The organism is Pseudomonas sp. NFACC08-1 (genome assembly GCF_900106735.1).
Lineage (GTDB): Bacteria > Pseudomonadota > Gammaproteobacteria > Pseudomonadales > Pseudomonadaceae > Aquipseudomonas > Aquipseudomonas fluorescens_Q.
The window spans coordinates 50781-76540 of sequence record NZ_FNNL01000015.1 but is presented as its reverse complement, the minus strand read 5'-3'; the positions used below and the strand labels follow the sequence as shown (position 1 = coordinate 76540).

Below are 25760 nucleotides of genomic sequence, written 5' to 3'. Positions count from 1 at the left end.
ATCGCGAGCAAGCTCTCCCACATTGGGTTTTCGGCGTTCACAAAACATGTGGGAGCGAGCTTGCTCGCGAAGGGGCCATCAGCGGCGCTGCAAAAATCAGAGCCCAACCTTCGGCGAATCCAACGAATCATTCCCCGTCACCGTAGCCGTGCCAGTTGCCGCCTCGGCATTGGCCTTCAGGCGGCTCAGCTCATCACCGGCCTGTTCGATGCGAGCGCGGGCGTTGCTGAGGTTCTGCCGGTTCTTTTCCAACAAGGCCTTGGCCGAGCAATGCCCGGTGATCCCCCGCGCCAGCGCCATGCCGCCGATCGCCAGTTGAGCCAGGCCGAGCACACCGCCACGGCGCAAGCCCTTGCCCATCATCAGCACACCGCCGGCCAGCGAGCCAATGCGTTCCCAACCATGCACGTTTTGTGGCGGATGGGATTGGAAAGGGGTGGTCTCAATCGGCTCGAACGGATTGTTATCGCTCATGATCTGTCTCCAGTATGGGGATTGGTATAAAGCTGACTGCCCGAGCGATTGCCTTGTTCAATCGAATGTTGCACCGATCAGCGGAATTGCGGCCCCGAACGGGTGTTGTTGCCTTTGGCCATGCGGTCATACAGCACGACGTTGACGGTGGCGGCCAGGTTCATGCAGCCGGTGGTGGGGATGTACACCACATCCTCACACCAATCGCGAATGTCCTTGTCCAGCGAGCCGTCTTCCGGGCCAAAAATGTACAGCGCTCGGTCCGGGTGAGTGTATTCCGGCAGTGGGCGAGCGCCTTCCACCAGTTCCACGGCCACCGGCACACAGCCCAGGGGCAGGATTTTCTTCAGGTCGTCGATACCGATCAGCGGAATGTCGTAGTGGACTTTCTTGGTGTCGGTGACGAAGTCGGCGGCTCGCTCATAGCGCTTGCCGGTGTAGAACACCGACGCCACGCCGTAGCAGCCGGCGGCACGCATGACCGAACCGACGTTTTCCGGTGACTTGGGGTTGAACAGACCGATGCAGCTATAGCGTTTGTTGGCCACGGGCGGGGTGCCTTTGGGGAAAAGGCGCGATTATACGGGGAATGGGGCTGCGTGTTCAGTTTGTGAGTGGGGGGTGATGGTCGGTTACCTGTTCACGAACCTGACCAATCGGTAACGTCCCCGCCAGCGTCGTGACAGGCACCAGTCGTTATGGTTTGCCTGACAAATGACTGCCGGAGTTCCTCATGAAAACCCTTGATGCCTTGCTCGCCGTTTCGATCCTGTCCCTTTCTTCCCTTGCCTTGGCGGAAGGCGGAGGTGACCGGGTTTATGGCCAGATGATCCAGAACAATCAACAAGCCATGGCGCAATACGCCGTCGAAAACGGCAAAGCCATCGCCGAAATCGTTCATTACGAATACGGCATGAAACTCGATGTTAAAAAAGTGGTGAGCATTACACCGGCCAATAAAGGCTGTGGTGTCGGACCGTCGCGCATGACCTACGAAGACTCGAACGGCAAGCTCAATACCCTGGAATATAGGCTCCTGGGTGATAACTGTCCGAATGGCGGCTGATTACCGTCTCGTTTGTTCTCCTTTGGTTTTGAGACGGTCAGGCGCCCTGGTGGCGCCTGTTTTTTATGGGCGCCGGATTATTGTGCTGGCGTGTTACGCAACCTCAAGGCATTGAACACCACCGATGCCGAACTCACGCTCATGGCGATGGCGGCAATCATGGGCGAGAGCAGGTGACCGGTCAGGGGGTACAGCAGGCCGGCCGCCAACGGAATACCCATCGAGTTATAGAGGAAGGCAAAGCCGAGGTTCTGGCGCATGTTTCTAACGGTTGCCACCGAAAGGGTGCGGGCCCGCAAGATCCCCATCAAATCGCCTTTTACCAAGGTCAGCTGGGCGCTGTTCATCGCCACGTCCGTGCCTGTACCCATGGCAATGCCTACGTTCGCCCGAGCCAGGGCGGGCGCATCGTTTATTCCGTCACCCGCCATCGCGACCTGGCGGCCATCGCGCTGCAGGTCCGCCACCAGACGTTCCTTGTCCTCGGGTTTGACTTCGCCATGGACCTCTTCAATGCCCATCTCCCTGGCCACGGCGCGTGCCGTGGTGAGGCCGTCGCCGGTGGCCATGATGATTGTGATGTCGTGAGCCTTGAGCCGGCTGACCGCTTCCCTGGAGGTTGGCTTGATCGGGTCCGAGACGCCCAGCAGCCCGGCCAGTACTCCGTCGACCGCCATGTAGATAATGCTGATGCCTTGCGCGCGTAGCTGCTCGGCCTGCTGTTGCAGTGGGCTGACGCTGATGCTGGCGGCGTTCATCAGGGCGGTATTGCCCAAGTGGATCTGTTTGCCGTCCACCTGGCCACTGACACCGATGCCGCTGCCGGATTCAAATGAAGCCGGCTTGATCAGTTCAAGATGCTCGGCTCGTGCGTGATCGACGATGGCGTGGGCCAGGGGATGTTCGCTGCCCTGGTCGAGGCTGGCGGCCAACAGCAGCACCTGGCGGTCGTCGAAGCCCTGGGTGGCTTTCACGCTGTGAAAGGCCGGGCGCCCTTCGGTCAGGGTGCCGGTCTTATCGACGATCAGCGTGTCGATCCTGCATAAGTTCTCGATGGCGCTGGCGTCCCGGAAAAGCACGCCCAGGCTGGCAGCCTTGCCGGTGGACACCATGATCGACATGGGGGTTGCGAGTCCCAGCGCGCAGGGGCAGGCGATGATCAGCACGGCGACGGCGTTGATCAGCCCGAAGACCCAGCCAGGTTCGGGGCCTAACAGCCCCCAGCCGAAAAAGGTCAGTACGGCGATGGCAATCACGCCCATGACGAAATAGCCAGCGATCACGTCGGCCATGCGCTGCATAGGCGCTTTCGAGCGCTGGGCCCGGGCGACCATCTGGACAATTTGCGCCAGGACGGTCTCGGCGCCGACCTTCTGCGCCGTCATCACCAAGCTACCGTGGGAGTTGATCGTGGCGCCGATCAGGTTGTCCCCGGCGCGTTTGCTCACCGGAACCGGCTCGCCGGTGAGCATCGACTCGTCAACGGCGCTTTCTCCTTCGAGTACCGTACCATCGACCGGGACCTTTTCACCGGGCCTGATCCGCAGGTGGTCACCCTGATGGACGTGGGCCAAGGGAATGTCTTGTTCCTGGCCATCGGCATTGATCCGGCGCGCGGTTTTGGGGGACAGCCCCAGCAGCGACTTGATGGCGGCCGACGTCTGCGAGCGTGCCTTGAGCTCCAGCATCTGCCCCAGCAAGGTAAGGGAGATGATCACTGCGGCGGCTTCAAAGTAGACGCCGATACGCCCCTCTTGCACGAATGTGGTGGGGAATCCTCCCGGCCAAAACGTGGCGGCGACGCTGTAGAGATAGGCCGCCGCGGTGCCCAGGCCAATCAGGGTCCACATGTTCGGGCTACGCTGGCGAACAGAGGCCACTGCCCGTACAAAAAACGGCCACCCTGCCCACAGGACCACGGGTGTCGCCAGGAAAAACTCGACGAGATTTTGCGTTGCACCGTGAAACAGCGACAAAGCGTGCCCCGCCATGGCGAGCACCGTGACGATCACCGTCAACGGCAGTGACCACCAGAAGCGGCGCGTGAAGTCCTTGAGTTCTGGATTGTCCTCTTCTTCCAGCGCGGGCATCACCGGCTCCAGCGTCATGCCGCACTTGGGGCAGGTGCCGGGGCCGGGTTGGCGGATTTCCGGGTGCATGGGGCAGGTGTATTCAGTCGCCATGTCGCCGCTGGGCGCTGGAGCACTGTGGTGAAGGTGCGCTGGAACGTCTGGCATGGCTAGGGGCCTTCCTGATCCCTGCGGTTGACGGGTGGTTGGCCATGTCGTCCATGACCGCCATGGCCGTGGCCGAAGATATGCATCAAGGGACATATCAGGAGAATCAGGTACGGCCAATTCGCCGCGATGTGGCTGAAGTGTTCTCGCGCCAGATAGAAGAGGCCGATGGCCAACAACATGATCAATACAATGCCGGTCTTGCCCCGCCAGAATGGCGTAGCACCCGCAGGGGGTTGATGAGTGTTCATGGTGTCGCTCCTTCAGGCCGGGCGAGCCACCGCCATCGATAACCACAGAATAGGCAGGGAGGGCTTTGGCAGATTGATATTCATCAACCTTGGCTTACTTGACCTGCAAATGAGGGAAGTAGCGGGCATGCTAAAGGTGCGAAGCTGTCAGCGACCTGACGGGGGCATTGCAGATTTGTCAGCTGGACCATGAAAGCGGCACAGGCAGCCGCCCCACAGTCGAGCAGGCCACTTTTGGCGAGGGGATTTGATCTGTGGAGCAACACTTTGCAGCGCAAGATAAACCCACTCGCACAACGGCTAATTACTCGTCCTTCTTCATCAACCCGGCCAGTGCGGCGAAGGGGTTGTGGGTCGCCTTGGCGATTTTCGGAGTGCTCAGGGAGCCGTCGCCGAAATATTGCTGGTCGGTGTAGCGCGAGTGTTCGTTGTCGTGGCAGTACAGGCACAGCAGTTCCCAGTTGGAACCGTCCTGCGGGTTGTTGTCGTGGTTGTGGTCGCGGTGGTGAACGGTCAGTTCGCTCAGGCGCTTGCCGGAAAACTCACGGGCGCAGCGGCCACAGACATGGGGGTACATTTTCAGGGCTTTGTCGCGGTAGCCCATCTCCCGGTCGCGCTGGGCATCGGCGAGGATGCGGTCCAGCTTGGCGGTGTTGGACGGTGGCGTTGACGAACTCATGGGTTCACCTTTGTAGACAAGACGGATGACGGTTGGACAGAGTTTAGCTCAGCCCTTGAGCTTCTCGGCAATCCAGATGGTGTGGCGGGTGCCTTTGTTGCCATGGGCGAACACTTGCACCTCTTCGGCCTTGAAGCCGGCCTTCTTCAGCTTGTCGGAAAACTGCCGGTCAGCGCTGGCCGACCACACCGCCAGCACGCCCTTGGGCCGCAGGGCCTTGGCGCAGGCGGCCAGGCCTCCAGCCGAATACAGCCAACTGTTGGCTTTCTGGGTCAGGCCTTCCGGGCCGTTGTCGACGTCCAGCATGATCGCGTCGAACCCCTGGGGCTCGGCTTGCAGCACCTTGGCGACGTCTTCCATGCGGATCACTGTGCGTGGATCCGACAACGGCCGCCCGGCCTTTTCACCCAGGGGGCCACGGTTCCACTCCACCACGCCGGGCACGAGTTCGGCCACCACCACTTCGGCGGTCTTGCCCAGGTGCTTGAGGGCCGAGGCGAGGGTGAACCCCATGCCGAGGCCGCCGATCAGCACGCGCGAGCCGGGACGACCGGCGACCTTGCGGCAAGGAATCTCTGCCAGGGCATCTTCGGAACCGTGCATGCGGGTGTTCATCAACTGCCCGCCGTCACCGCCCTGGATCTTGATGACGAAGTCTTCCCCGTACTCGAATAGGCACAGGGCACCGCCGTTATCAGGGATGGGCGTGGTGTCGAGTAGAACGAAACGTTTCATGGAAATCTCGTAGGAGGGCAAACCGCGCGGTAACGACTAGCCTTAAAGCAGACAATAGCCACGGAGCCATTGATGAAGTGCATCATTCTAACGGCCATTGCCCTGGCGGCGCTCTCAATAAGTTGCGCCCAGGCTCAACAACCGACGATTCCAGTCAACCCGCCCAGCATCCCCGGATCGCCTGGCACCGCCACTCCCATGCCCTATCCGCCGGTCACGCCCAACGGGGTGCCCAAGGTTGGCCCCGGAAGCGGCGGACCGCCCTTGCTGCCCCCCATCGAAATGCCCAAGCCGCCCAAGGACCAGCCGATACCGGGCATGGAGCCCAAGCCAGTGAAGGCCAAGTCGCCGGGGGGGTAAATCGACAAGACGACGCATTAACCTGTGGGCGAGCTTGCTCGCGATAGCGGTGTGTCCGTCGGCTTCAATGCTGGCTGATCCGCCGCCATCGCGAGCAAGCTCGCACAGGTATTGTGGTTTGGCTGTCAGACCTGCTGCGACAGCAACTGACCATCGGCCATGCGCAGGCGCTTGGACAGGGAGACGGCGAGGGCGCGGATGATCTTGGCGGCGATCTTGGGGGCGTCGTTGAGCATTTTTTCCAGGGAGTCCTTGCCCAGGTTCAGCAACTGGCAATCGCTGGCGGCGATGCAACTGGCCGAGCGCCGTTCGCCGTCGAGCACGGCCATTTCGCCGAATGCCCGGCCGCTGCGCAGCGTGGCGATGGTCACGGGTTGGCCGTCGGGGCCGGTTTTCTGCACGGCCACCTGGCCGGTGTGGATGATGCACATGAAGCTGCCGGCATCGCCCTCGTGGAAAATCGCTTCGCCCTGGGCGATGGCGCTGATGCTGAAATAGCCCGACGCCGCGGCGAAGTCCACAGGTAGCAACTGGTCGAACAGACCGCAGTCCATCAGCCAGTCGCGGATTTCTTTGTTCAGTAAGGTCGGTTCTGACATGTTGGCACGGTCTTTTTCTTGTGTGTGTTGCAGGTTCAGTTTGGCCCGGGTGTAAAAAGATCCATGGTAGATCCCCTGTGGGAGCGAGCTTGCTCCCACCGTTATTTGATCCGGGATGCCCGGCGCATGGAGCTAAGACCCGGCCATCCCACAGAGTTCCTCAGACCACCCCCAAAACCTTCAAGACAAATGCATATTCGAGCGCTACGTCACGCAATCCCTGGTAACGCCCGCTCATTCCGCCGTGGCCGGCGCCCAGTTCGGTCTTGAGCAGCAGGGGGTGGTCGTCGGTCTTGGTTGCGCGCAATTTCGCCACCCACTTGGCCGCTTCCCAGTACTGCACACGGCTGTCGTTGTAACCGGCGATCACCAGCAGCGCCGGGTACGCCTGGGCGCTGACGTTTTCGTACGGGGCGTAGGCTCGGATCCGATCATAAACGTCCGGCTCCTCTGGATTGCCCCATTCATCGTACTCGGTGACGGTCAGCGGCAAGTCCGGGTCGAGCATGGTGTTGAGCACGTCGACGAACGGCACCTCGGCAATCGCAACCTTGAACAGCTCCGGGCGTTGATTGAGCACCGCGCCGATCAGCAGGCCACCGGCGCTGCCGCCGCTGATCGCCAGTTGTTCGGCGGTGGTGAAGCCGTTGGCGATCAAATGCTCGGCACAGGCGATGAAATCGCCGAACGTGTTGTGCTTGTGTTCCTGCTTGCCGGCGCGATACCAGGCTTCACCCAGCTCGCCGCCGCCGCGCACATGGGCGATGGCAAACGCTACGCCGCGGTCAAGCAGGCTCAGCCGCGAATGGGAAAACCACGGGTCGAGGCTTTCGCCATAGGCACCGTAGCCGTACAGGTACAGTGGTACCGGCCGACCGAGGGCTTCGCGCTTGACCACCAGGCTGATGGGCACTTGTGTGCCGTCTGGCGCCGTGGCCCACAGCCGTTGGCTGACGTAGGCATCGGCATCGAACGGGCCCAGTACCGGGGTTTGCTTGAGCACGACCTGTGCGCCGCTGGCCAGGTCCAACTGGCGGATCTGCGCCGGACGGTTCAGGGCCTCGTAGCGCAGGCGAATGCGCTCGCTGACGAACTCCAGGCTGTTTTGCACATGCAGGCTGTAGGCCGCGTCCGGCAGTTGCACCCGATAGGCCGGCAAGCCTTGCGGGTGAACCTCGATGATCGGCAGGCCGCCTTCGCGCAGGCTCAAGGTCATGGCCCCGGCGTTCAGGCTCAGGCCGTCGATCATCACCATGTCGCTGTGGGGGATCAGGTTCTGCCAGTCGGCCTCGGTCGGCGCCACGCCTGTGTCGGCGGCCTGGTACAGGGCGAAGTTGATTCCGTCGCGGTTGCTGCGGATCAACCAGGTCCATTGGCCATCGAGCAGGCCGTGGTCGACGTCGTATTCATGGTTTTCCACGCGGGGCGCCAGGCAGGTAAAGGGGCGCTGCGGTTGCGCAGCGTCCAGTACCCAGACTTCGCTGGTGGTCTTGCTGCCCAGGGACAGGATCAACTGCTTTTCCGAACTCGAACGATAGCAATGCAGGAAGAAACGCCCGTCCGGCTCGTGGAACACCTCTTCGGCGGCAGTGCCGTCCAGGCGATAGCGCCAGAGTTTGTGGGGGCGATGGGTGTCGTCCAACTCGCCGAAAAACAGCGTCAGGCTGTCGTTGGCCCAGGTCATGCTGCCGTCGCAATCGGCGAAGGACAGTTCGCTGACCTTGTCGTTGGACAATTCCTTCACGAACAGGGTGTAGATCTCATCGCCCGTGGTGTCCAGGCTGTAGGCCAGGCGCTGGTGGTCAGGGCTGATGCTGAAAGCGCCCAGGGAAAAGAAGCCGCCGCCGGCCAGCACGTTCGGGTCCAGCAACAGTTGTTCACGGCTTTCATCCACGTTCAGGCTGTCATCGGCCGGACGCGGGCAGCGGTAGTGGCGCGGGTATTCGTCACCGGCCGTGGTACGGGTGTAATACAGGTACGGGCCCCAAGGCGAGGGCAGTGACAGGTCGGTCTCGAGAATCCGACCCTTGATCTCCTGGAACAGGGTTTCGCGCAGTTCGGCCTGGTCGGCGAGTTGCGCCTCCTGGTAGCTGTTTTCCGCCTTGAGGTAGTCGAGCACGGCGTCGGTGTCGCGTTCCTGCAGCCAGGCGTATGGGTCAACACCGGGGTCCTTGCGGGCAATCGGGGCGTTGGAAACGTGGGCAGATAGGGACATGAAAGGCTCTCGAACGTTGTACGAAAAGGGACACATGGCCTGGACAGAACCAACCACACAGGCCATTCGCCAGACGCCGGGGCAGCCTGACGAGCGAAAAGCCGTTACTATAAGCGCCTCTTTGCCTGCCTTGCCATGGACACCATGACCGAGAATGACTATCTGATCGCCTGGGGCCTCTACGCCTTCGCCGCCCTGGGCTGCCTGTTGGTATGGATGCGCATGACCCGCTGGATGTGGCGCTGGTTGCGCGAATCGCTGCGGTTGCTGCTGGCGGTGCTGCTGTTTTGCCCTACCATCGTAGATCCGGTGAAGGACAAGGTCGCCCCGGCCCTGGCTATTGTTGCCCTGGACGTGCTGTTCAAAGTCGGCAACAACGTCTGGCGGGCGGCTTCCGATCTGCTCATGTACGGCATGATCGCCTTCGGTCTCTACTTCATTTTGGTGCTGATCCGCTTTCCCATCGAGCGGGCCGCCAACGCTCGCAAGGAACGGGCCGCCGCCGCAAAAGCCGCCGCTGCGGTCGATGAGCCGGAGGACGAGCCACCGTTTGGCGTGGCCGGTGATGACCGTTACGGTCGCCCGCCCGTGCCGAGCAACCCCCAGCGTTCGCGTATCGAACCGCGCCTGTAACCGGGCCTGCCCCTTGAAGCGAGAGTTCGAGCATGTGTGAGTTATTGGGCATGAGCGCCAATGTGCCGACCGACATCGTGTTCAGCTTCACCGGGCTGATGCAGCGCGGCGGCAAGACCGGGCCGCATCGGGACGGTTGGGGCATCGCCTTCTACGAGGGCCGTGGCCTGCGCCTGTTCCAGGACCCGGCCGCCAGCAGCGAATCGGAAGTGGCGAACCTGGTGCAGCGCTATCCGATCAAGAGCGAAGTGGTGATCGGGCATATTCGCCAAGCCAACGTCGGCAAGGTCTGTCTGTCCAATACGCACCCGTTCGTGCGTGAGTTGTGGGGCCGCAACTGGTGTTTTGCCCACAATGGCCAACTCGCCGATTTCCAGCCGGGCGTGAGCTTCTACCGCCCGGTGGGCGATACCGACAGCGAAGCGGCTTTCTGCGATCTGCTCAACCGTGTGCGCCAGGCCTTCCCCGAACCGGTGGAGGTGGAACAATTGCTACCGTCGCTGATCGAGGCCTGCGCCGAATACCGCAGCAAAGGCGTGTTCAATTGCTTGCTCAGCGATGGCGACTGGCTGTTCTGCTATTGCTCGACCAAACTGGCCCAGATCACCCGTCGCGCGCCGTTCGGCCCGGCTCGGCTCAAGGATGTGGATGTGATAGTCGATTTCCAGGCTGAAACCACGCCCAACGACGTGGTCACGGTGATCGCCACCGAACCGTTGACCGAAAACGAAACCTGGACCCGCTACGAACCGGGCCAATGGAGCCTGTGGCGACGCGGCGAATGCGTCAGCCACGGCCGGACCGAATAAGGACGTCACGTTATGTTGCTCAGTTATCTACGGCTGGTGTTGTTCGCGGTGGGCCTGTTGGTTGGGGTCCAGGTGCCGGGCTTCATCAATGATTACGCCAAGCGGGTCGAGGCCCACCTGATCGAGGCGCAGACCGGCCTGCAAGGGTTCCAGGGCACCGCCAACCAGTTCTTCAAGGGCGACATGCAAGCCCTGGTGGCCCATTACCGCGCCAGCGAAGACCCGATCTTTCGCAGCGACGCCGACAGCCTGAACACCTTGCTCGTGCGCCAGCAGGCCCTCGACAAGCAATTCCAGGCCATGCAAGGCCCGTGGTACATCCGCTTGCTGCAAGTGGCGCTGGCCGCCGATCCGGACATCCGCAAGGAAACCTGGAACGGCTACAGCTACCAGATCCTGTTGACTCCCGAGGCCATGATCTGGGGCATCAGCGGTGCGTTGTTGCTGTCGTTCGGCCTGGAGTGCCTGTTCCGCCTGATCGACTGGGTGGTGCTGGGCGGCAAGCGCCTGCGCCAGAGCCGGCCGATTGAAGAGCGGGATTTGCGCGGGCTCTGATTGCACGACTGATCGAAACCGCAACCGGCTTCTGTGGCGAGGGAGCTTGCTCCCGCTGGGCCGCGAAGCGGCCCCAAAACCAGACACCGCGCAGTGTCAGGTAGATGGTATCCAGCAGGTTTGGGGCTGCTTCACGCCCAGCGGGGATAAATCCCCTCGCCACAGGTTCGTGGTTGGTAAAGTGGCTCGAACGGTCTGACTCACCCAGCCCATCGCCAAACACAAACCCCGTGGCGAGGGAGCTTGCTCCCGCTGGGCCGCGAAGCGGCCCCAAAACCAGACACCGCGCAGTGTCAGGTAGATGGTATCCAGCAGGTTTGGGGCTGCTTCGCAGCCCAGCGGGAGCAAGCTCCCGCGCCACAATGGTGTTCAGCTAGGCCACAACGGTGTTCAGCCAGGCCTTGCGTGTTACCCAATCAAATTTTTCTTATGACCCAACCGAGGTTTTATTCGTTGGACGGGATCGGCCGCGCGCTCAAGAATCGACGCATCGGTCTCCACGTCAGCGTCGTCGAGACTTACAACAATAAAACTGCGGAGAACCACCATGAGTGCACCCGACACGCTCGGCGTCCCCCAACCCCAGGCCCGTTCCGGCCCATTCGATTGGTATCGCAACATCAACCAGCAGGAACGTCGCACCTTCTGGAGCTGCAAGATCGGCTACGCCCTGGACGGCATGGACACGCAGATGCTTAGTTTCGTGGTGCCGACCCTGATCGCGATGTGGGGCATTACCACTGGCCAGGCAGGCCTGATTCACACCAGTACCTTGATCGCTTCGGCCATTGGCGGCTGGGTGGCCGGCATTCTCTCGGACCGCATCGGGCGGGTGCGCACCCTGCAACTGACGGTGCTGTGGTTCGCCTTCTTCACCTTTTTGTGCGGCTTTGCCCAGAACTACGAACAACTGCTGATCGCCCGCACATTGATGGGCTTCGGTTTTGGCGGCGAATGGACCGCCGGCGCCGTGTTGATGGGTGAAGTGATTCGCGCCAAGGATCGCGGCAAGGCGGTGGGCATGGTGCAGTCGGGTTGGGCCCTGGGCTGGGGCATGACGGCGATCCTGTATGCGCTGCTGTTTTCGGTGCTGCCGCCGGAGGACGCCTGGCGCGCACTGTTCATCCTCGGCATCGTGCCGGCGGTGTTCGTTATTTTCGTTCGCCGGCTGGTCAAGGATCCGGACGTCTATAACCAGACCAAGGCCCGGCTGACGCCGGAAAACCCAGCGAAGTTCTACGAGATTTTTGCCCCCGGCATCCTTTTCACCACCTTTCGCGCCTCGCTGCTGACCACCGGTGCCCTGGGCGGTTACTACGCCATCACGTCCTGGCTGCCGACGTTCCTGAAAAATGAGCGTGGCCTGAGCGTATTGAGTACCGGCGGCTACCTGGCGATGGTGATCGTCGGTTCCTACGTGGGCTATGTCATCAGTGCGTACCTGTCGGACATCCTGGGGCGCAAAAAGAACTTTGTCCTGTACGCCGTCGGCTCTTTCACCATCGTCCTGCTGTATACCCAGGTGCCGGTGAGCAATAACGTGATGCTCTGGCTGGGCTTTCCCTTGGGGTTCTTCGCGTCGGGCATGTTCAGCGGCATGGGCTCGTTCCTCACCGAACTGTTCCCTACGCGCATTCGTGGTTCGGGCCAAGGCTTCTGCTACAACATTGGCCGGGCGGTGGCGGCATTGTTCCCGCTGTTGATTGGTATTTTGAGCCAGAAGGTGCCGCTGAGCGTGGGTATCGGAGCGTTCGCCGCGGTGTCCTATGGCGTGGTGATCCTGGCGGCCCTGAGCCTGCCGGAAACCCAAGGCAAGCAGTTGGAAGCCGAGTAACTGATAACCTGTGGTGCGCGTGCCCCACAGTTAAACAAAGAAAGAACCTACAGGAGCGTTCACCGTGAACCGCCTGCTATTGAATTGCGACATCGGCGAAAGCTTCGGCAGCTGGACCATGGGTCTGGACGCCGAGGTGATGCCCTTCATCGATTGCGCCAACATCGCCTGCGGCTTTCATGCCGGCGACCCGAGCATCATGCGCAAGACCGTCAGCCTGGCCCTGAGCCATGGCGTGCGAATCGGCGCGCACCCGGCCTATCAGGACCTGGCGGGCTTCGGCCGCCGTTCCATGGCCTACGGCGCCCAGGAATTGCAGGACCTGCTGCATTACCAGATCGGTGCCCTCGACGGCATCTGCCGGGCGCAAGGCGGACGGGTCAGCTACGTCAAGCCCCACGGCGCGATGTACAACGACATGATGGCCAACCCGGCGCAACTGCGCGCGGTGATCCAGGCTGTTGCGGCCTATGATCGGCAACTGCCGCTGATGCTCATGGCGACCCGGGACAACAGCGCCGCCCAGGCCCTGGGCGATGAGTACGGCCTGACCCTGTGGTTTGAAGCCTTTGCCGACCGCGCCTACGACAGTGCCGGTCGCCTGGTTTCGCGGCAAGCACCGGGTGCCGTGCACCACGATCCCGAGGTGATTGTCGGGCAGGCCCTGGCTATCGCCCGCGGCAATGCGTTGACCGCCAGTGACGGCAGCGCCTTGCACCTTGTTGCCAACACCTTGTGCGTACACGGCGACAACGCCAGCTCCGTGGCGGCCGTGCAACGCATCCGCGAAGCCCTGGACCGGCAGAGTGCACCATGAGACCACGCTTGGAAGTGGTGGCGGTGGACTGCTTGATGGTGCGCCTGTTCGATGAGATCGCCGAGGCCAACATGCCCTGGATGCTCGCCGCCAGCGAGCGCCTGCGAGCGGTGTTTGCCGAGCATCTGATTGACCTGGTGCCGTCCTATACCACGTTGATGGTGCACTACGATTTGCTCGCCCTGAACCCGGTGCAGGCTCGTGAATTGATCGATGAGGCGTTGAATAACCTTTCACCGGATGCCCGGTCCGCCGGCCAATGCCACGTGCTGCCGGTGTGGTACGACCTCAGTGTCGGGCCGGAGCTGGAGCTGCTGGCGAGCCGCAGCGGGCTGACGGTCGCCCAGGTGATCCGTCGCCACAGTGAACGCGAGTACCAGGTGTTTGCCCTGGGCTTCGCCCCCGGTTTCGCCTTCATGGGGCTGGTGGATGAAGAATTGGCTTCACCGCGCCTCGACACGCCGCGCAAGCGCGTGGCCGCCGGCAGTGTCGGCATTGCCGAGCGCCAGACCGCGGCATATCCGGTGGTGTCGCCCGGTGGCTGGAACCTGATCGGTCGCACCCCGACCAAACTGTTTGATCGCGAGCGCGATGGCTACAGCCTGATGCAGCCGGGGGACACGGTGCGTTTCGCCCCCGTGGACCATGCCGAATTCATCGCGCTGGGTGGCGACGACACACCGCTGGAGACCCAGGCATGAGCCGCTTGTTGATCGAGGCCAGCACACCGCTGTGCCTGTTGCAGGACGCCGGCCGTTTCGGCGTGAGGCACCTGGGTGTGACCCAGGGCGGGGCGGCGGACTGGCTGTCGATGGCCTGGGCCAATTGGATGCTCGGCAATGGCCTGGACGCGGCGGTGGTGGAGATTACCCTCGGCGGCTTTACCGTAGTGGCCGAAGAGGATTGCGTGCTGGCGCTGGCTGGGGCGGACCTGGGCGCGCGAATAGACGGCCAGGGCGTGGCATCGTGGCGCTTCTTCAGTCTGCGCAAGGGCCAGGTGCTGGCGCTCACCCAGCCCGTGCTCGGTGCCCGGGCCTATCTGGCGGCCCCTGGCGGATTCAATGCGCCTGCGGTACTGGGCAGCCGGGCGACGGTAGTGCGCGAGGAACTGGGTGGCCTGGATGGGCGAGGGCGAGCGCTGAGTCGTGGCGAGCGCCTGAGCTATTCAGGCGCGGCGACGCCTCGGCCCATGCCACACACGCGGATTCTGGACTTCCAGCAAGCGCAGCCGCTGGACCTGATCCTGGGGGCGCAGAATGGCGCATTTAGCGGGCAGAGTCTGTTCGACGCGTTCAACACCCCGTGGACACTGGACAGTCGCGCCGACCGCATGGGCATCCGCTTGCTGGGCACGGCGTTGGCGTATCAGGGGCCGGCGATGATTTCCGAGGGCATTCCGCTCGGTGCGGTGCAGGTGCCGCCGGATGGCCAACCGATCGTGCTGCTCAACGACCGGCAAACCATCGGTGGCTATCCACGCCTGGGGGCCTTGACTCCGTTGGCCCTGGCCCGGTTGGCGCAATGCTTGCCGGGGGCGCAGGTGCGGTTGCGGCCGGTGGTGCAGGAGGTTGCGCATCGGCAGCAGGTGGAGTGTTTGCGTAGTTTTCTCGACCGCTAAAAGCATCGCGAGCAAGCTCGCTCCCACACTGGATCTTCGTCACACTGAGATCCCCTGTGTGAGCGAGCTTGCTTGCGATGAGGCCCTAAAGGGCGCCAAAGATCACTTGGAAAGAAACCGCATCCCTTCCTCCAACCCGCGCAAGGTCAGCGGATACATCCGGTCTTCCACCAGCTCGCGCACGATATTGGTCGAGGCGGTATAGCCCCAGGTGTCTTTCGGGTAAGGGTTGATCCAGATGAGCTTCTTGTACTTCTCCATGAAACGCTGCATCCACACATAACCGGCTTCTTCGTTCCAGTGTTCGACGCTGCCGCCGGCCTGGGTGATTTCATAAGGGGCCATGGCCGCGTCGCCGATGAAGATCACTTTGTAATCGGCGCCGTACTTGTGCAGCAAGTCCTGGGTCGATGTGCGTTCCGAGGTGCGGCGCAGGTTGTTCTTCCACACCGACTCGTACACGAAGTTGTGGAAGTAGAAATACTCCAGGTGCTTGAACTCGGTCTTGCAGGCCGAGAACAGTTCTTCGCAGATTTTCACGTGGGCATCCATCGAGCCGCCGATGTCGAACAGCAGCAACAACTTGACGGTGTTGCGTCGTTCCGGGCGCATCTGGATGTTCAAGAGGCCGGCGTCCCGGGCGGTGTGGTCGATGGTGCCGTCGATGTCCAGCTCTTCGGCCGCACCCTGGCGAGCGAACTTGCGCAGGCGGCGCAGGGCGATCTTGATGTTGCGGGTGCCCAATTCCACCTGGTCGTCGAGGTTCTTGTACTCGCGCTGGTCCCAGACCTTCACAGCCTTGCCCTGGCGCTTGCCGGCGTCGCCGACCCGGATGCCTTCGGGGTTGAAGCCGCCGGAGCCGAACGGGCTGGTGCCGCCGGTGCCGATCCATTTGTTGCCGCCGGCATGGCGTTCCTTCTGTTCTTCCAGGCGTTTCTTGAACTCTTCGATCAGCTTGTCCAGGCCACCCAGGGACTGGATCTGCGCCCGCTCTTCATCGGTCAGCGAACGCTCGAATTCCTTGCGCAGCCAGTCCTCGGGAATCAGCGCCTGGAGGTGATCGTCGAGTTTTTCCAGGCCGTTGAAGTAGGCAGCGAACGCCCGGTCGAACTTGTCGAAATGCCGTTCGTCTTTCACCAGGATTGCCCGGGACAAGTAATAGAACTCGTCCATGTCGGCGAAGATCACCCGCTGTTTCAACGCGTTGATCAGGTCCAGCAGTTCACGCACCGACACGGGCACCTTGGCGGCGCGCATCTCATTGAACAGGTTAAGCAGCATGGCAATCGCCCTCGCTCTTGTTAGACGAAGAGGATCAGCGGGTGCCGCGACGGCTCATGAACGCCAGGCGCTCGAGCAGTTGCACGTCCTGCTCGTTCTTGACCAGGGCGCCGGCCAGCGGCGGGATGGCCTTGGTCGGATCACGTTCGCGCAGTACCGCTTCGCCGATGTTGTCGGCCATCAGCAGCTTGAGCCAGTCCACCAGTTCGGAAGTGGAAGGCTTTTTCTTCAGGCCCGGCACCTTGCGCACGTCGAAGAACACGTCCAGCGCTTCACTGACCAGGTCCTTCTTGATGTCCGGGTAATGCACGTCGACGATTTTCTGCAGGGTGACGCGGTCGGGGAAGGCGATGTAATGGAAGAAACAGCGGCGCAGGAACGCGTCCGGCAGTTCCTTTTCGTTGTTGGAGGTAATGATGATGATCGGCCGTTGCTTGGCCTTGATGGTTTCGTCGGTCTCGTAGACGTAGAACTCCATCTTGTCGAGTTCCTGCAACAGGTCGTTGGGGAACTCGATGTCGGCCTTGTCGATTTCGTCGATCAGCAGGATCACCCGCTCCTCGGACTCGAACGCTTCCCAGAGCTTGCCCTTCTTCAGGTAGTTGCGCACGTCATGGACCTTGTCCACGCCCAATTGCGAGTCCCGCAGGCGGCTGACCGCATCGTACTCGTACAGGCCCTGGTGAGCCTTGGTGGTGGACTTGATGTGCCAGGTGATCAGGCGCGCGCCGAAGGACTCGGCCAGTTGCTCGGCGAGCATTGTCTTGCCGGTGCCCGGTTCGCCCTTGACCAGCAGCGGCCGCTCCAGGGTGATGGCGGCGTTCACGGCCAGTTTCAGGTCATCGGTGGCCACGTAGGCGCTGGTGCCTTCGAACTTCATCTGCAATTCCTCGAACGGTGTCGCCGGCCTGGCGAGGCGGGGCGCGCGAAAATAAAGAGCGTGCCCGACTATACCGCGAGGCCCCGCCGACTGTGAACGCAGACGCTGTATTCAGTCTCTGAATGGAGCGTCACATGTTGACTCAGTCTCGGCGGCTTGCCAGTATTGCATATCGCCAATTTGGCGATATGTTTGGTGTATGTCTACTAAATATCGATTTAAAAATACTTACCGCATTCAACTGCGTGAACGAGACCATCCACCGCCCCATGTACACCTGACGGGTGGTGGGCTGGATGTGATGTTGAGCCTGGAAACCGTGGAAAGTGATGATGGGCCGTGCGCCGCCGTTGATCATCAAGGAAGCGCTGGACTGGGTCAGGGTCCACCAGGCGCAACTGTTGGAGGATTGGAAACGATGTTACCCATGAAACGGCCGCGGCTATTGGCCGTGCAGGCTTTATTACCGTTCAGTCTTGAACTGACGTTCATCGACGGGCAGCAATTGACGCTGGACTTGAGTGCCGACGTGCAACGTTACCCAGGCTTGCAGCCTTTGCTGAAAGAGGCAGCGTTTGGAGGCGCGAGCGTGGGGGATGATGGTTGGAGCGTGGAATGGCCCGAACTGGATATCCAGATCGGTGCCGATACCTTGTATCTGGATGCGCTGGCGCAGAATGCCGTGGATGAAAATACCCGCATTTTCATTGGTTGGCGTGCCCGCACCGGCCTACCGCTGAACCAGGCGGCTGAAGCACTGGGGGTCAGCGCTCGCAGCATCAGCCGCTATAGCAGTGGGCGCGAGGCTGTACCTCGTTCGCTGGCCCTCGCGTGCTTGGGATGGGACTCGCTGCAGCGTGGCGCGGGCATCGCGGCGGCGGAACCGATCGGCCGCTACACCGTCACGCGCAAACCCTAGTCGGTCGAAGGCGGTGGCTGTTCATAACGGGCGTTGAAGGCCTGGACGAAACCGTTGCGCAGGATCTGCAGGAAGGCCTCGAAGGCGCTGATGTCCTGCTGGTGGACATTGCCGCTGAGTTCCACCCGGGTGGCGAACTGGTTCTTGCGCTGGTTCTTGAGGGCCGTTTCGCCTGTGCCGACCAGCGCTTCCCAGACCGAGCGGAAGATGTTCTTGTTCTGGTTTTCCACGTCCTGCTGCCAGTCGAACACATCGACATCGCGCAGCAATGGCTTGATGTAGCCGCTGAGCTTGGCGTTGTCGGCTTCGGCCTCGATCACCAGGTCGCCGTGACCGGCATTGAAATCGAATTTGCCATAAGCAGCGGCGAAATCGTTCAGGCGCTTGAGCTCGATGTTCCTGGCTCGCAGGCGGAAGTCGAAATCCTCGAAGTTGCTCAACGGGTCGAAGGTGGCCTGCATTTCCAATGGCGCGTGTTCGGCCACCAGGGCCTTGCCCTCGAAACGGGCGTCGCGCTTGCCTTCGGTGTCGACCACGTTGGTCAGGTTGTAGAAGCTGGCGTTGACGTCGGTGGCCCGCAGGTTGACCGGTGGCTTGGAGTTGAAATTGCGGAAGGTGACCTTGCCATCCCGGATGCGCACTTCGTTGAAGGTGATAGGCAGCAGTTTGCCCAATTGCTCGCGCCAGTTGGTGCCCCGGCCGGTCTGGGAGTTCTGTCGGTTGGCGCCGCCGTCGACGAAGTTCACTTCCGGGCGGGTGAACTCCACCTCGGCGACCACCGCATGGTCGTACCACAGCGAGTGCCAGCTCACCGACAAGTCCACCAGCGGTGCGGTGACGAACGGCACCGGAACCTTGCCGTCCACCTTGACGATTTCCAGGCCGTTGATCCGGTAGGCACCGCGCCACAGGGCCAGGTCCACGTCGGTGATCTGGCCGCGATAATCGCCCATGTTGGCCAGTTTGTCGTTCAGGTAGTCGCGTACCAGGTAAGGCAGGGCGAAATGCAGGGCCACCAGCACCGCGACGAGGGCGGCGAACACCCACAATGGCCAGCGATATCGACGCTTCATGTCAGTCAGTCTCCAGCGTTTGTTGAGGGAGCGCCTTCTAATGCCATTGACTGTCGCAACAATGGGAACGTTCGGTGCAACTGGACGCCCATGGGCAAGAGGCATACCTTTAAAGGCTTACATTCCCGCTGCATCAAGGACCCAGCCATGAGCCGTATATTCGCTGACAACGCCCATTCCATCGGTAATACGCCGCTGGTGCAGATCAACCGCATTGCCCCGCGCGGCGTGACCATCCTGGCCAAGATCGAGGGGCGGAACCCAGGGTATTCGGTCAAGTGTCGGATCGGCGCAAACATGATCTGGGACGCTGAAAGCTCGGGCAAACTCAAGCCGGGCATGACCATCGTCGAACCGACTTCGGGCAACACCGGGATCGGCCTGGCGTTCGTCGCCGCCGCTCGTGGCTACAAGCTGATGCTGACCATGCCCGCCTCCATGAGCATCGAGCGCCGCAAAGTACTCAAGGCACTCGGCGCGGAACTGGTGCTCACCGAACCGGCGAAGGGCATGAAAGGGGCCATCGACAAAGCCGCCGAGATCATGGCCGGCGATCCAGCCAAATACTTCATGCCGCAGCAGTTCGATAACCCGGCGAACCCGGCGATTCACGAAAAAACCACCGGCCCGGAAATCTGGAACGATACCGACGGCGCGGTGGACGTGCTGGTGGCGGGTGTGGGCACCGGCGGGACCATCACCGGCGTTTCGCGGTACATCAAGAACACCTGCGGCAAACCGATTTTGTCGGTGGCGGTCGAGCCCGAGGTTTCGCCGGTGATTACCCAGGCGATGGCGGGCCAGGAGATCAAGCCCAGCCCCCACAAGATCCAGGGGATTGGCGCTGGGTTCGTGCCGAAGAACCTTGACCTGTCGATCGTTGACCTGGTCGAGCGGGTATCTGACGACGAGTCCAAGGCCATGGCCCTGCGCTTGATGCAGGAGGAGGGCATCCTCTGCGGGATCTCTTGTGGCGCGGCGATGGCCGTGGCCGTGCGCCTGGCGGAAAAACCGGAGATGCAGGGCAAGACCATCGTCGTGATCCTGCCGGATTCGGGCGAGCGGTACTTGTCGAGCATGTTGTTCAGTGATTTGTTTACCGAGCAGGAGATTCAGCAGTAACGGTGAGTGGACTGCGAGGTTGGAGGGACCTTGATGGTAGAGGGATCTTGTTGTGGCGAGGGGATTTATCCCCGCTGGACTGCGCAGCAGTCCCCCAGCAACTCAGCCGGCTCGATAGCTGGGCCGTCAGGTTTCAGGGTCGCTTCGCAACCCAACGGGGATAAATCCCCTCGCCACAGGGTGGTGAGCAGGAAGTTGATCAGCGTCAGCCAAGGTTCAGGCGGCGCATGTTAGAAAGTGTTTATTGCGTTTCACTCAACAGAGAATGTTGCGTCAGATGGTTTTTACCCGGGCCTGGAGTGGTTAACATGGCCTTCGGCTACGTCGGGCAGTAGGCGTTGCGTCAGTTGTTTTTGGACAAGGAGTTGTAAAAATGACCGTTTCGTTTGTCGCCAAGGCCTCGGTGTTGCTGCTGTTCCTGGGCAGTACGCTGTACGTGCACCTGCGTGGCAAGGCGCGTTTGCCGGTATTGCGCCAGTTCGTCAACCATTCGGCGCTGTTTGCCCCCTATAACGCCTTGATGTACCTGTTCTCCGGCGTGCCCTCGAGACCTTACCTGGACCGCAGCAAGTTCCCCGAACTGGATGTGCTCAAGGACAATTGGCAAGTCATCCGCGACGAGGCCATGCACCTGTTCGACGAGGGCTACATTCGCGCTGCCGAGAAGAACAACGACGCGGGTTTCGGCTCGTTCTTCAAAAAGGGCTGGAAGCGTTTTTACCTCAAGTGGTACGACAAACCGCTGCCGTCGGCTGAGCTGTTGTGCCCCAGGACGGTCGCGCTGGTCAGCCAGATCCCCAATGTCCGGGGCGCGATGTTTGCCCTGCTGCCGGGTGACAGCCATCTCAATCCCCACCGAGACCCCTTCGCCGGTTCGTTGCGTTATCACCTGGGCTTGTCCACCCCCAATTCCGACGACTGCCGGATCTTCGTCGACGGTCAGATCTACGCCTGGCGCGACGGCGAAGACGTCATGTTCGATGAAACCTATGTGCACTGGGTCAAGAACGAAACCCCGCAGACCCGCGTGATCCTGTTCTGCGATGTCGAGCGGCCCCTGAAAAGCCGGTTGATGACCCGCCTCAACCGCAGCATCAGCGCGTTCCTCGGGCGCGCCACCGCGCCGCAGAACCTGGAGGAAGAACACGTCGGTGGTATCAACCGGGCCTATGCCTGGAGCAAGTCGTTCAGTGACGGCATCAGCGGCCGGGTCAAGCAGTTCAAGCGCAAGCATCCCAAGGCCTACCGGGTGATGCGGCCAGTGTTGGCGGTGGCGGTGCTGACGGCGCTTGGCTACTGGTTGTTCGTTTAAATATTGCGTAGTCCATCGAGCGCTGGTTATAGTCGGCGCTCTTCGGGTTTTCGAACCCACCCTTCAAGAGATCGGCTCATGCCTGCATCCCCTGTCATCGCGGTCGTGGTTCCAGCGTTCAACGCTGGCGTCGTGCCGTGTGGGAGTCAGCAGCCTGCGCAGATCGGTCAATACCCTCCACCTGTCAGTAGCCCACCGGTGTACGCCGTCGTATCACCGCCGGGTGTTGGCGTTCAGGGCTGATCGGCAACGGTTGCCGTCCCCTGTGCCTGCCTGAAAAAACTACTGGACTTCAGCTTCGGCTGAGTTGGCTTTTTGCCTGACTACAGGTGGTATTCATGTTTTCCCTTTCTAAAAACGCCTTGTTGGCGGCGGCTTCCACGAGCCTGTTCGTTTTGCTGTGGAGCAGTGGGGCGATCTTTTCCAAGCTGGGCCTGGCCCATGCTTCACCTTTCGCTTTTCTGCTGATCCGTTTTGCCATCGCCCTGTCGGCGCTGGTGCTGTTGATTCCGTTGCTCAAGTTCAAGCTGCCCAAGACTGGCAAGCCGATGCTGTACGCGGCGACCACCGGGTTGGTGCTGCTGGGCGCCTATCAGATTTTTTATCTGCTGGCGCTGCAAATGAACGTCACCCCCGGGGTGATGGCCACCCTGATGGGCGTGCAGCCGATCCTGACCGTGGTGCTCATGGAACGGCAGCGTTCCTGGTCGCGGCTGTTCGGCCTGGCGCTGGGGTTGGTCGGGTTGGTCATGGTGGTGTACCAGGGCATCGGCCTGGCCGGCATGTCCCTGGCCGGGATGCTCTGTGGGTTGCTGGCACTGGTGAGCATGACGGCCGGTTCGATCATGCAGAAGCGCATCACCGACAACCCACTGGGCACGCTGCCGGTGCAGTACCTGGCCGGGCTGGTGCTGTGCGCGGTGTTCGTGCCCTTCCAGCCGTTCCACTTCGAGTACAACACGGGTTTCATCGTGCCGGTGTTGTGGATGGCGCTGGTGGTGTCGGTGCTGGCGACGTTGCTGCTGTACCGACTGATCGCCCGGGGCAACCTGGTGAATGTCACCAGCCTGTTCTACCTGGTGCCGGCGGTGACGGCGATCATGGACTACCTGGTGTTTGGCAATCGGCTGGCGTTGTTGAGCTTGTTGGGGATGGTGCTGATCATCGTGGGGTTGGTGTTTGTGTTTCGTAAAAGCCGTTAGCCCTTAGATATTTAGTGACTGCACCATTGCTTTCGCGGGCAAGCCCGCTCCCACAGGTTATGTACAGGCCTTGTGGGAGCGGGCTTGCTCGCGAAGGCATTTTTAACCGCGCCGATGAACTACCGGGCGGACGCTTGAACCGGTTTCGCCGCCCCAGGTTTCAACACCAACCACAACGCCGCCGCAATCAACACCCCGCCATACAAATGCGCCATCCCCAACGGCTCATCCAGCAGCAACGCCCCCCACAGCACGCCGAACGGCGGAATCAGGAAGGTCACGGTCATGGATTTGACCGGGCCGATGGAACTGAGCAGGCGGAAATAAAGGATGTACGCCAGCGCGGTACACACCAGGCCCAGCCCCAACAGTGACAACCAGACGCTCCAGCCACCCCAGCTGGCCGGTGGTTGGCTGATGACGCTGTAGCCAAACAGCGGCAGCAAGAACACCGTGGCGCCGAACATGCTGCCCAGGGCCGAGAGACGGCTGTCCAAGCCACCTTGCTGATCGAGCCAGCGACGGGTGAGGAAACCGGCAAAGCCATAGCAGGTCGTGGCCAGCAGGCAGGCGAGGGCGCCCATCAGCAATTGCAGGTCGAACGCCACCGGGCCGGCGCGGGTCAGGATGCCGACGCCGAACAACCCCAGGCAGACACCGCTGACCTTGGCTGGGGTGAGTTTTTCGCTGAAGAACAAGCCGCCGATCAGCACCCCCATCAACGGCGTGGTGGCGTTGAAGATCGCCGAATAACCGGCCGGCAGCACCTGGGCGGCCAACGAATAGAAGGTGGCCGGAATGCCCGAGTTGATCAGGCCCAGCCCCATCACGACTTTGAGCTTGCCGCGAAAATTCCAGTCGATGCGCATCAGGGCCAGGATCACCAACAGCCCGACGAAGGCGATGGACACGCGAAAAAAGGCAGTGGGGATTGTGCCAATGACGGGGGCGATAATGCGCATGAACAGGAAACTGGCGCCCCAGATAGCGGCCAGTGACAGTAAGCGCAGGATATTGACGAGGTTCACGAGTCATTCCTTCCTTGATTGGGCGGCAAGTGTCGCCGTCCTGAATAGCGATGGCAATGGTTGCGTTGGCGCGTGATTGGCCTCTAAGCTCAGTCGCCAATAACAAGCATGACCCGCCGAGGTTTACCCTATGCCGCAGCCATGGCCCGCCATCGAAATCGCCCGTTCGATCCTCGACGGCTTCGACGATTATCGTGAGCATTTCCGGCAGATCACCGACGGCGCCCGCGCCCGGTTCGAACAGGCGCTGTGGCTGGAGGCGCAAGCGGCTTCGGCGGCGCGCATCAACTTGTATGAAGAAAAAGTCTTCGAAACCGTTGCCAAGCTGCACAAGGCCTTCGATGACGAAACCCTGATGGACGTGAGCTGCTGGCCGCTGGTCAAGAGCGCCTACATCAGCCTGATCGACCTGCGCTTCGACGATGAGCTGTCGGAAACCTGGTACAACTCGATCTTTTGCGGGCTGTTCAGCCACGACCTGATCAGCGATGGCACCATGTTCATCCACACCACCCGGCCCAGCCTGCGCCGCGCCCGTGCCGCCCAGACCCGCACCTACAAACCCCTGGGGCAGTTGGACCGGATGCTGGCGAGCGTGTTCGCCGATTACCGTTTCAGCGAGGACTACGGCGACTTGCCAGGCGACCTGCAGCGCCTCGAAGCGCAGTTGCGCGAGAACCTGCCGGACTGGGTCTGCAAGGACCCGGAGCTGACCGTGGAGTTGTTTTCTTCAGTGCTCTATCGCAACAAGGGCGCTTACCTGGTGGGCCGGATCTTTACCCGCGACGACCAATGGCCGCTGGTGATTCCTCTGCTGCACCGTGAGGGCCGGGGTATCCAGATCGATGCGCTGATCACCGACGAGGCGCAGGTGTCGATCATCTTCTCGTTCACCCGCTCGTACTTCATGGTGGACGTGCCGGTGCCGGCGGAATTCATCGGCTTTCTCAAGCGCATCCTGCCGGGCAAGCACATCGCCGAGTTGTACACCTCCATCGGTTTCTACAAGCACGGCAAGTCCGAGTTCTACCGAGCGTTGATCAACCATCTGGCGAACACCGACGACCAGTTCATCATGGCCCCGGGTGTGCGTGGCATGGTCATGAGCGTGTTCACCCTGCCGGGCTTCAACACCGTATTCAAGATCATCAAGGACCGCTTCTCGCCGTCGAAAAACGTTGACCGGGCCACGGTGATCGAGAAGTACCGCTTGGTGAAGAGCGTCGACCGGGTCGGGCGCATGGCCGATACCCAAGAGTTCGCCGATTTCCGTTTTCCCCTGGGCAAGTTCGAGCCGGCGTGCCTGGAGGAGCTGTTGGAAGTGGCGCCGTCCACGGTGTCGGTGGAAGGCGACACGGTGCTGATTCGTCACTGCTGGACCGAGCGCCGCATGACACCGCTGAACCTGTATTTGGAGAACGCCAACCAGGACCAGGTGCGCGAGGCGCTGGAAGACTATGGCCTGGCCATCAAGCAACTGGCGGCGGCCAATATCTTTCCCGGCGACATGCTGCTCAAGAACTTCGGCGTGACCCGCCACGGCCGCGTGGTGTTCTACGACTACGATGAAATCTGCTTCCTGACCGAAGCCAACTTCCGCCACATCCCCCAGCCCCGTACACCGGAAGACGAAATGGCCTCCGAGCCCTGGTATTCCATCGGGCCGCTGGACGTGTTCCCCGAGGAATTTCCACCGTTCCTGTTCGCCGACGCCGGGCAGCGCAAGCTGTTCGACCAGTTGCACGGCGAGTTGTACAACGCCGACTATTGGAAAGGCCTGCAAGAGGCAATCCGGGCGGGGAAGGTGATCGACGTGTTCCCGTATCGGCGTAAGGACCTGGACAACGAATAACCCAGCAGGTAAACGAAGCCCCCTGTGGCGAGGGAGCTTGCTCCCGCTGGGGCGCGCAGCGGCCCTAGAACCCGGCGACGCGGTGGATCAGGTCGATTGAGTGAGCTTGAGAGGGGGCTGCTGCGCAGCCCAGCGGGAGCAAGCTCCCTCGCCACAAAAGCTCAAAAGCTCAAAAGCTCAAAAGCTCAAAAGCTCAAAAGCTCAAAAGC

26 protein-coding genes and 1 pseudogene are annotated in these 25760 nt (G+C 61.5%); 15 read left to right on the top strand and 12 right to left on the bottom strand.

What is annotated here, in order from left to right; all coding sequences use genetic code 11:
* Positions 1 to 96 precede the first annotated feature (96 nt).
* Both BLU76_RS25150 and BLU76_RS25145 read right to left on the bottom strand, forming a co-directional pair.
* Complete coding sequence (locus BLU76_RS25150; RefSeq protein ID WP_003198860.1) at positions 97 to 474, bottom strand: YgaP family membrane protein; 378 nt, start codon at positions 472 to 474, stop codon at positions 97 to 99.
* A gap of 77 nt (positions 475 to 551) precedes the next feature.
* Positions 552 to 1022, bottom strand: coding sequence for an RNA methyltransferase (locus BLU76_RS25145; protein ID WP_003198862.1), 471 nt, complete (start codon positions 1020 to 1022; stop codon positions 552 to 554).
* A gap of 185 nt (positions 1023 to 1207) precedes the next feature.
* Here BLU76_RS25145 and BLU76_RS25140 point away from each other — a divergent pair, with 185 nt between their 5' ends.
* On the top strand, positions 1208 to 1540 hold the full coding sequence (locus tag BLU76_RS25140) for a DUF2790 domain-containing protein (RefSeq protein WP_063322500.1): 333 nt from the start codon (positions 1208 to 1210) through the stop codon (positions 1538 to 1540).
* A gap of 77 nt (positions 1541 to 1617) precedes the next feature.
* On the opposite strand, the gene BLU76_RS25135 is transcribed toward BLU76_RS25140, so the two are convergent.
* From BLU76_RS25135 to BLU76_RS25115, 4 genes are all read right to left on the bottom strand, one after another.
* Positions 1618 to 3777 (bottom strand): copper-transporting P-type ATPase, encoded by a 2160-nt coding sequence (locus BLU76_RS25135; protein WP_092224867.1) that lies wholly within the window; start codon positions 3775 to 3777, stop codon positions 1618 to 1620.
* A 2-nt stretch (positions 3778 to 3779) separates the two neighbouring features.
* Entirely contained in the window at positions 3780 to 4028 is a 249-nt protein-coding gene (locus BLU76_RS25130; RefSeq protein ID WP_092224865.1) for a DUF2933 domain-containing protein, read from the bottom strand.
* A gap of 304 nt (positions 4029 to 4332) precedes the next feature.
* Positions 4333 to 4707 (bottom strand): YajD family HNH nuclease, encoded by a 375-nt coding sequence (locus tag BLU76_RS25120; RefSeq protein WP_003184246.1) that lies wholly within the window; start codon positions 4705 to 4707, stop codon positions 4333 to 4335.
* Positions 4708 to 4755: 48 nt separating this feature from the next.
* Positions 4756 to 5442 carry a spermidine synthase gene (locus BLU76_RS25115; RefSeq protein ID WP_003184244.1) on the bottom strand — a complete coding sequence of 229 codons (687 nt, stop codon included), beginning with the start codon at positions 5440 to 5442 and terminating at the stop codon, positions 4756 to 4758.
* A gap of 72 nt (positions 5443 to 5514) precedes the next feature.
* Between BLU76_RS25115 and BLU76_RS25110 the strand changes: the two genes are divergently transcribed.
* Complete coding sequence (locus BLU76_RS25110) at positions 5515 to 5802, top strand: hypothetical protein (RefSeq protein ID WP_063322496.1); 288 nt, start codon at positions 5515 to 5517, stop codon at positions 5800 to 5802.
* Between the two features lie 125 nt (positions 5803 to 5927).
* On the opposite strand, the gene BLU76_RS25105 is transcribed toward BLU76_RS25110, so the two are convergent.
* Positions 5928 to 6401: a cyclic nucleotide-binding domain-containing protein gene (locus BLU76_RS25105; protein ID WP_063325148.1), complete on the bottom strand. Its 474-nt coding sequence runs from the start codon at positions 6399 to 6401 to the stop codon at positions 5928 to 5930.
* Positions 6402 to 6561: 160 nt separating this feature from the next.
* Positions 6562 to 8616: a S9 family peptidase gene (locus tag BLU76_RS25100; protein ID WP_092224861.1), complete on the bottom strand. Its 2055-nt coding sequence runs from the start codon at positions 8614 to 8616 to the stop codon at positions 6562 to 6564.
* A 135-nt stretch (positions 8617 to 8751) separates the two neighbouring features.
* Here BLU76_RS25100 and BLU76_RS25095 point away from each other — a divergent pair, with 135 nt between their 5' ends.
* From BLU76_RS25095 to BLU76_RS25065, 7 genes are all read left to right on the top strand, one after another.
* The gene (locus tag BLU76_RS25095) at positions 8752 to 9249 is read left to right on the top strand and encodes a hypothetical protein (protein WP_063322494.1); all 498 of its coding nucleotides are present in this window, start codon (positions 8752 to 8754) and stop codon (positions 9247 to 9249) included.
* A 32-nt stretch (positions 9250 to 9281) separates the two neighbouring features.
* On the top strand, positions 9282 to 10058 hold the full coding sequence (locus BLU76_RS25090; protein WP_003198875.1) for a class II glutamine amidotransferase: 777 nt from the start codon (positions 9282 to 9284) through the stop codon (positions 10056 to 10058).
* A gap of 12 nt (positions 10059 to 10070) precedes the next feature.
* On the top strand, positions 10071 to 10613 hold the full coding sequence (locus BLU76_RS25085) for a DUF2937 family protein (protein ID WP_063322493.1): 543 nt from the start codon (positions 10071 to 10073) through the stop codon (positions 10611 to 10613).
* 547 nt (positions 10614 to 11160) lie between these two features.
* Positions 11161 to 12447 (top strand): MFS transporter, encoded by a 1287-nt coding sequence (locus tag BLU76_RS25080; protein WP_092150784.1) that lies wholly within the window; start codon positions 11161 to 11163, stop codon positions 12445 to 12447.
* Between the two features lie 64 nt (positions 12448 to 12511).
* Positions 12512 to 13264, top strand: a complete 753-nt coding sequence (locus tag BLU76_RS25075; protein WP_092224859.1) for a 5-oxoprolinase subunit PxpA — start codon at positions 12512 to 12514, stop codon at positions 13262 to 13264.
* On the top strand, positions 13261 to 13965 hold the full coding sequence (gene pxpB, locus BLU76_RS25070) for a 5-oxoprolinase subunit PxpB (protein WP_092224857.1): 705 nt from the start codon (positions 13261 to 13263) through the stop codon (positions 13963 to 13965). The genes BLU76_RS25075 and pxpB overlap by 4 nt, the downstream gene beginning before the upstream one ends.
* On the top strand, positions 13962 to 14882 hold the full coding sequence (locus BLU76_RS25065) for a 5-oxoprolinase subunit C family protein (RefSeq protein ID WP_092224855.1): 921 nt from the start codon (positions 13962 to 13964) through the stop codon (positions 14880 to 14882). The genes pxpB and BLU76_RS25065 overlap by 4 nt, the downstream gene beginning before the upstream one ends.
* 102 nt (positions 14883 to 14984) lie before the next feature.
* On the opposite strand, the gene BLU76_RS25060 is transcribed toward BLU76_RS25065, so the two are convergent.
* Both BLU76_RS25060 and BLU76_RS25055 read right to left on the bottom strand, forming a co-directional pair.
* Positions 14985 to 16163: a vWA domain-containing protein gene (locus BLU76_RS25060; RefSeq protein ID WP_003198888.1), complete on the bottom strand. Its 1179-nt coding sequence runs from the start codon at positions 16161 to 16163 to the stop codon at positions 14985 to 14987.
* A 34-nt stretch (positions 16164 to 16197) separates the two neighbouring features.
* The gene (locus BLU76_RS25055) at positions 16198 to 17043 is read right to left on the bottom strand and encodes an AAA family ATPase (protein ID WP_003184225.1); all 846 of its coding nucleotides are present in this window, start codon (positions 17041 to 17043) and stop codon (positions 16198 to 16200) included.
* Positions 17044 to 17242: 199 nt separating this feature from the next.
* Here BLU76_RS25055 and BLU76_RS32005 point away from each other — a divergent pair.
* Both BLU76_RS32005 and BLU76_RS25045 read left to right on the top strand, forming a co-directional pair.
* Positions 17243 to 17474 (top strand): annotated as a pseudogene (locus BLU76_RS32005) (DUF4160 domain-containing protein).
* On the top strand, positions 17462 to 17962 hold the full coding sequence (locus tag BLU76_RS25045; protein WP_092150795.1) for a DUF2442 domain-containing protein: 501 nt from the start codon (positions 17462 to 17464) through the stop codon (positions 17960 to 17962). Before BLU76_RS32005 ends, BLU76_RS25045 begins: the two are co-directional and overlap by 13 nt.
* Here BLU76_RS25045 and BLU76_RS25040 read toward each other — a convergent pair.
* The gene (locus BLU76_RS25040; RefSeq protein WP_092150798.1) at positions 17959 to 19035 is read right to left on the bottom strand and encodes a DUF748 domain-containing protein; all 1077 of its coding nucleotides are present in this window, start codon (positions 19033 to 19035) and stop codon (positions 17959 to 17961) included. The genes BLU76_RS25045 and BLU76_RS25040 overlap by 4 nt on opposite strands.
* 147 nt (positions 19036 to 19182) lie before the next feature.
* Here BLU76_RS25040 and cysK point away from each other — a divergent pair, with 147 nt between their 5' ends.
* The 3 genes from cysK (at position 19183) to BLU76_RS25025 (ending at position 22671) form a co-directional block, all read left to right on the top strand.
* A complete protein-coding gene (gene cysK / locus BLU76_RS25035; RefSeq protein ID WP_092150801.1) occupies positions 19183 to 20157 on the top strand; it encodes a cysteine synthase A in 975 nt (324 codons plus the stop codon).
* Between the two features lie 373 nt (positions 20158 to 20530).
* Complete coding sequence (locus tag BLU76_RS25030; protein WP_092150804.1) at positions 20531 to 21469, top strand: aspartyl/asparaginyl beta-hydroxylase domain-containing protein; 939 nt, start codon at positions 20531 to 20533, stop codon at positions 21467 to 21469.
* Positions 21470 to 21807: 338 nt separating this feature from the next.
* Positions 21808 to 22671: a DMT family transporter gene (locus BLU76_RS25025; protein WP_092150807.1), complete on the top strand. Its 864-nt coding sequence runs from the start codon at positions 21808 to 21810 to the stop codon at positions 22669 to 22671.
* Positions 22672 to 22790: 119 nt separating this feature from the next.
* Here the strand turns inward: BLU76_RS25025 and BLU76_RS25020 are convergent, their stop codons facing one another.
* Positions 22791 to 23699, bottom strand: coding sequence for a DMT family transporter (locus tag BLU76_RS25020; protein WP_092224853.1), 909 nt, complete (start codon positions 23697 to 23699; stop codon positions 22791 to 22793).
* Between the two features lie 130 nt (positions 23700 to 23829).
* Here BLU76_RS25020 and aceK point away from each other — a divergent pair, with 130 nt between their 5' ends.
* Positions 23830 to 25551 (top strand): bifunctional isocitrate dehydrogenase kinase/phosphatase, encoded by a 1722-nt coding sequence (gene aceK / locus BLU76_RS25015; RefSeq protein ID WP_092224851.1) that lies wholly within the window; start codon positions 23830 to 23832, stop codon positions 25549 to 25551.
* Positions 25552 to 25760 lie beyond the last annotated feature (209 nt).

Excerpts from the sequence above, each read along its gene's own strand:
- BLU76_RS25115 (WP_003184244.1), bottom strand. The coding sequence starts at position 5,442 with ATGAAACGTTTCGTTCTACTCGACACCACGCCCATCCCTGATAACGGC.
- cysK (WP_092150801.1), top strand. The coding sequence starts at position 19,183 with ATGAGCCGTATATTCGCTGACAACGCCCATTCCATCGGTAATACGCCG.
- BLU76_RS25040 (WP_092150798.1), bottom strand. The coding sequence starts at position 19,035 with ATGAAGCGTCGATATCGCTGGCCATTGTGGGTGTTCGCCGCCCTCGTC.
- BLU76_RS25105 (WP_063325148.1), bottom strand. The coding sequence starts at position 6,401 with ATGTCAGAACCGACCTTACTGAACAAAGAAATCCGCGACTGGCTGATG.
- BLU76_RS25150 (WP_003198860.1), bottom strand. The coding sequence starts at position 474 with ATGAGCGATAACAATCCGTTCGAGCCGATTGAGACCACCCCTTTCCAA.
- BLU76_RS25080 (WP_092150784.1), top strand. The coding sequence starts at position 11,161 with ATGAGTGCACCCGACACGCTCGGCGTCCCCCAACCCCAGGCCCGTTCC.
- BLU76_RS25100 (WP_092224861.1), bottom strand. The coding sequence starts at position 8,616 with ATGTCCCTATCTGCCCACGTTTCCAACGCCCCGATTGCCCGCAAGGAC.
- BLU76_RS25110 (WP_063322496.1), top strand. The coding sequence starts at position 5,515 with ATGAAGTGCATCATTCTAACGGCCATTGCCCTGGCGGCGCTCTCAATA.
- BLU76_RS25060 (WP_003198888.1), bottom strand. The coding sequence starts at position 16,163 with ATGCTGCTTAACCTGTTCAATGAGATGCGCGCCGCCAAGGTGCCCGTG.
- BLU76_RS25085 (WP_063322493.1), top strand. The coding sequence starts at position 10,071 with ATGTTGCTCAGTTATCTACGGCTGGTGTTGTTCGCGGTGGGCCTGTTG.
- BLU76_RS25025 (WP_092150807.1), top strand. The coding sequence starts at position 21,808 with ATGTTTTCCCTTTCTAAAAACGCCTTGTTGGCGGCGGCTTCCACGAGC.
- BLU76_RS25095 (WP_063322494.1), top strand. The coding sequence starts at position 8,752 with ATGGACACCATGACCGAGAATGACTATCTGATCGCCTGGGGCCTCTAC.
- BLU76_RS25130 (WP_092224865.1), bottom strand. The coding sequence starts at position 4,028 with ATGAACACTCATCAACCCCCTGCGGGTGCTACGCCATTCTGGCGGGGC.
- BLU76_RS25135 (WP_092224867.1), bottom strand. The coding sequence starts at position 3,777 with ATGCCAGACGTTCCAGCGCACCTTCACCACAGTGCTCCAGCGCCCAGC.
- BLU76_RS25045 (WP_092150795.1), top strand. The coding sequence starts at position 17,462 with ATGTTACCCATGAAACGGCCGCGGCTATTGGCCGTGCAGGCTTTATTA.
- aceK (WP_092224851.1), top strand. The coding sequence starts at position 23,830 with ATGCCGCAGCCATGGCCCGCCATCGAAATCGCCCGTTCGATCCTCGAC.
- BLU76_RS25140 (WP_063322500.1), top strand. The coding sequence starts at position 1,208 with ATGAAAACCCTTGATGCCTTGCTCGCCGTTTCGATCCTGTCCCTTTCT.
- BLU76_RS25065 (WP_092224855.1), top strand. The coding sequence starts at position 13,962 with ATGAGCCGCTTGTTGATCGAGGCCAGCACACCGCTGTGCCTGTTGCAG.
- BLU76_RS25030 (WP_092150804.1), top strand. The coding sequence starts at position 20,531 with ATGACCGTTTCGTTTGTCGCCAAGGCCTCGGTGTTGCTGCTGTTCCTG.
- BLU76_RS25090 (WP_003198875.1), top strand. The coding sequence starts at position 9,282 with ATGTGTGAGTTATTGGGCATGAGCGCCAATGTGCCGACCGACATCGTG.
- pxpB (WP_092224857.1), top strand. The coding sequence starts at position 13,261 with ATGAGACCACGCTTGGAAGTGGTGGCGGTGGACTGCTTGATGGTGCGC.
- BLU76_RS25055 (WP_003184225.1), bottom strand. The coding sequence starts at position 17,043 with ATGAAGTTCGAAGGCACCAGCGCCTACGTGGCCACCGATGACCTGAAA.
- BLU76_RS25120 (WP_003184246.1), bottom strand. The coding sequence starts at position 4,707 with ATGAGTTCGTCAACGCCACCGTCCAACACCGCCAAGCTGGACCGCATC.